At 72.0% G+C, this 4181-nt stretch carries 4 protein-coding genes; all 4 read left to right on the top strand.

Going from position 1 to position 4181, the window contains the following annotated elements; genetic code table 11:
• A partial coding sequence (locus ACFU99_RS35365) for a tetratricopeptide repeat protein (RefSeq protein ID WP_384400228.1) occupies nt 1-752 on the top strand: 752 nt, incomplete at its 5' end.
• A 122-nt stretch (nt 753-874) separates the two neighbouring features.
• Complete coding sequence (gene ald / locus ACFU99_RS35360) at nt 875-1999, top strand: alanine dehydrogenase (protein ID WP_384400225.1); 1125 nt, start codon at nt 875-877, stop codon at nt 1997-1999.
• A 319-nt stretch (nt 2000-2318) separates the two neighbouring features.
• A complete protein-coding gene (locus ACFU99_RS35355) occupies nt 2319-3434 on the top strand; it encodes a ParA family protein (RefSeq protein ID WP_384400222.1) in 1116 nt (371 codons plus the stop codon).
• A complete protein-coding gene (locus ACFU99_RS35350) occupies nt 3419-4030 on the top strand; it encodes a hypothetical protein (RefSeq protein WP_384400219.1) in 612 nt (203 codons plus the stop codon). The genes ACFU99_RS35355 and ACFU99_RS35350 overlap by 16 nt, the downstream gene beginning before the upstream one ends.
• Nucleotides 4031-4181 lie beyond the last annotated feature (151 nt).

The following is a 4181-nucleotide window of genomic DNA, read 5'->3' as shown; positions in this document are numbered from 1 at the left end:
ATCAGGGCCCGGAGGAGGCCGCCCCGGAGCTCTACGGCCTCCATCAGCTCGTCCTGGACGTCGCGGGCCGCCGCCGGATGCCGATGGAGAAGGCCGCGGCGCTGCTGAACCTCGGCGACCTGGACGCGCGCGCGGAGCGTACGGAGGGCGCGCTGGTCCGCTACCGGGAGGCGCTGGTGGCGGCTCGGGAGGCCGGGGACCCGTACGCGACCGGCCGCGCCCTGGAGTCCATCGCGGCCTCGTACCACGAGATGGGCGACTGGCAGCGGGCCGCCGACTGGTACGGGCGGGCGCTGGAGCTGCGGCTGACGCGCGGCGAACTCGCCGACGAGGCGCGGCTGTACGGGCGGCTCGGCGCGGTGCACGTCTACGCCGGGCGCTTCGGCGACGCGCTGCGCGACTGGCGGGCGGCGGCGGCCGCCTGCCGCAGGCTGCGGGACCTGCCCGGCCACGCGCGGGCGCTCAGCGAGACGGCCCGGGTGCAGGAGTACGCGGGCCGGCCGCAGGAGGCGCTGCGGACCTGCCAGGAGGCGCTGGAGTACGCGCGCGAGGCGGGCGACGTCCGGCTCCAGGCGGCGGTGCGGCTGCGGCTGGCGGACACCCTGGAGCGGCTCGGCGACCCGGCCGCGGCCGGAGTGCACCGGGCCGGGGCGGAGGCGCTGCTCGGGGCCCCATTGGGCCCAGTAGGGGAAGCGGAAGGCGGAGAACCGCTCTCGACCTACGAAATCAGTAGCTCATCTAGTGAAGATTAGTGCTTTGCAAGGCTAGACACCACGAGATCCTTCATTAGACTGGCCGCGCCGCGGACGCCGCGGTCTGCTCTGGTGTGCCGTGGCATATCCGGATTAGCCTGTCATTCTCCGATACAAGGACCGTGATCGACGTGAAGGTCGGCATCCCCCGCGAGGTCAAGAACAATGAATTCCGCGTGGCCATCACCCCCGCCGGCGTCCATGAGCTGGTGCGCCACGGCCACCACGTCTACGTGGAGCGGAACGCCGGAGTGGGCTCCTCCATCACGGACGCGGAGTACACCGCCGCGGGCGCGGCCATCCTGGAGACGGCCGACGAGGTCTGGGCCACCGCCGACCTGCTGCTGAAGGTCAAGGAGCCGATCGCGGAGGAGTACCACCGGCTCCGCAAGGGCCAGACCCTCTTCACCTACCTCCACCTCGCCGCCTCCCGGGAGTGCACGGACGCCCTGCTGGAGTCCGGCACCACCGCCATCGCCTACGAGACCGTCGAGACCGCGAACCGCCAGCTTCCGCTGCTCGCCCCGATGTCCGAGGTCGCGGGCCGGCTCGCCCCGCAGGTCGGCGCGTACCACCTGATGCGCGCGGCCGGCGGCCGCGGCGTGCTGCCGGGCGGCGTCCCCGGCGTCGCCGCCGGCAAGGCCGTCGTCATCGGCGGCGGCGTCTCCGGCTGGAACGCCGCGCAGATCGCCGTCGGCATGGGCTTCCACGTCACGCTGCTCGACAAGGACATCAACAAGCTGCGCGAGGCCGACAAGGTCTTCGGCACCAAGGTGCAGACGATCGCCTCCAACGCCTTCGAGCTGGAGAAGGCCGTCCTCGACGCCGACCTCGTGATCGGCGCGGTGCTCATCCCCGGCGCCAAGGCCCCCAAGCTGGTCACCAACGAGCTGGTCTCCCGGATGAAGCCCGGAAGTGTCCTTGTCGACATTGCGATCGACCAGGGCGGCTGCTTCGAGGACTCCAAGCCGACCACGCACGCCGAGCCGACCTTCCCGGTCCACGACTCGGTCTTCTACTGCGTCGCGAACATGCCGGGCGCCGTCCCGCACACCTCCACGCACGCGCTCACCAACGCCACGCTGCCCTACATCGTGGAGCTGGCGAACCGCGGCTGGCGCGAGGCGCTGAGCCGCGACGCCGCCCTCGCCAAGGGTCTCAACACCCATGAGGGCCAGGTCACTTACGCCTCTGTCGCCGAGGCGCACGATCTGCCGCATGTGGCGCTGAGCACCCTCCTCGCCTGACGCGCGAGCCTCACCGGTCAACGCGACGCGCCCGGCCGGACCTTGCGGAACGAGGTCCGGCCGGGCCGTTTCACGCCGTTTCCTCCACCCGCGAAATCTCCGGATCGCGCTCCGTACACCCTTGACAGAGGGGTGTTCGATTGCCGACACATCGTGCCGTCTCCGGCGGATTGTGTTGCTGCGGAAGGCCGACACGCCATAGAGTCGGCCACCGTCGGCATGGTGCCACGCTGACCTATCGAGATGTTTCCTGGTCACCAAGGAGGTAGGACGACTTGTGAATGAGTCGACATTTGCTCCCGGGGGTGGTCAACCAGGAATGCCTGCACAGGGCCAGAGCGCCTCGGGGTTCCAGGCTGTCGGCTCCGTCGCTGTCCACACCTTCGAAGCGCAGAGCACGACCACAGCCCACCAGAGCATGGATGGCCCCCACGTGAACGCCATGGCCGGCGACCACGGCGGCACGGACTCCGCCCGTCTCGCCGACTACGACGAAGTCCCCCAGGGGCACTTCTACGACCCCGACGCCGAGTACGAGCCCGATCCGGAGTACGCAGCCACGCTGGCCCCCGACGCAGCCCGACAGCGCCGGGAGCGAGTCGGCCCCACCGGCCGTCCGCTCCCGTACTTCCCCATTCCGGGACCGCTGACCGACCACGGCCCCGCGAAGATCATCGCGATGTGCAACCAGAAGGGCGGGGTCGGCAAGACCACCTCGACCATCAACCTGGGAGCGGCCCTCGCGGAGTACGGACGCCGGGTGCTGCTCGTCGACTTCGACCCGCAGGGCGCCCTCTCCGTCGGCCTCGGCGTCAACCCGATGGAGCTCGACCTCACCGTCTACAACCTGCTCATGGAGCGGGGCATGGCGGCCGACGAGGTCCTCCTGAAGACGGCCGTGCCCAACATGGACCTGCTGCCCAGCAATATCGATTTGTCAGCCGCTGAAGTGCAGTTGGTCAGCGAGGTCGCGCGCGAGTCCACGCTCCAGCGGGCCCTCAAGCCGCTCATGGCCGACTACGACTACATCGTGATCGACTGCCAGCCCTCGCTGGGCCTGCTCACCGTCAACGCGCTCACCGCCGCGCACAAGGTCATCGTGCCGCTGGAATGCGAGTTCTTCGCGCTGCGCGGCGTCGCGCTGCTCACCGAGACCATCGAGAAGGTCCAGGAGCGGCTCAACCCCGAGCTGGAGCTCGACGGCATCCTCGCCACCATGTACGACTCGCGGACCGTGCACAGCCGCGAGGTCCTCGCCCGCGTGGTCGAGGCGTTCGACGAGCACGTCTACCACACGGTCATCGGCCGCACCGTCCGGTTCCCCGAGACCACGGTCGCGGGCGAGCCGATCACCACGTACGCGTCCAACTCCGTCGGCGCGGCCGCCTACCGACAGCTCGCCAGGGAGGTGCTCGCCCGGTGTCACGCCGAGTGAGTCTGCCCGGCGCCGACGAACTGTTCCGCACCACCGGGGGCACGGCGCTCCAGCCCTCGTCGCCGCGCAGGCCCGCGAACGGCGAGCAGCCGCCGCGGGTGCCGGGACCGGCCGCCGAACCCGACGCCGCCGAGCGGCCCGAGGCCGCGAACGGCGCCGGGGAACGGCCCGCCGGCCGGCCGGGCGCCGCCGAGCCCGAGCACGGCGGGCGCGACGCCGCCGCCGCGCCGGGCACGGGCCAGGGCCAGGACACGTCCGCCGAGCGCCGTACGGCCCCCGCGCCCGCCGCCGGGCAGGAACGGCCCAAGGGCCGCCAGCCGCAGCCCGAGCAGGGCTCCACCGCGGCGGCCCGCCGCCGGGCCCGGGCCGCCAACCGCCGCCCGAGCGGCCGCGAGCGCCACGACGAGAAGATCACGGTGTATGTCTCCGCCGAGGAGCTCATGGACCTCGAACACGCCCGGCTGGTGCTGCGCGGCGAGCACGGCCTCGCCGTCGACCGCGGCCGCATCGTGCGCGAGGCCGTCGCGGTCGTCCTCGCCGACCTGGAGTCGCGGGGCGACGCGAGCATCCTGGTGCGCCGATTGCGCGGTCGCTGACCGCGGGGGCGGTAGCCTGCCCGTCTGCTGCCGGGCCCGTACGTCCGTCGCGCACCCCCGCCCGCAACCGCCCGATGGACCACGATGCCCTCGACCACCGATGCCGACGTCTCCGCCGCCGCCCCGGCCGTACCGCCCCGCCGTACGCTGG

The organism is Streptomyces sp. NPDC057654 (genome assembly GCF_042800135.1).
Taxonomy (GTDB): domain Bacteria; phylum Actinomycetota; class Actinomycetes; order Streptomycetales; family Streptomycetaceae; genus Streptomyces.
The sequence above is the reverse complement of the archived record's forward strand: the minus strand, read 5'-3'. Positions and strand labels throughout refer to the sequence as shown.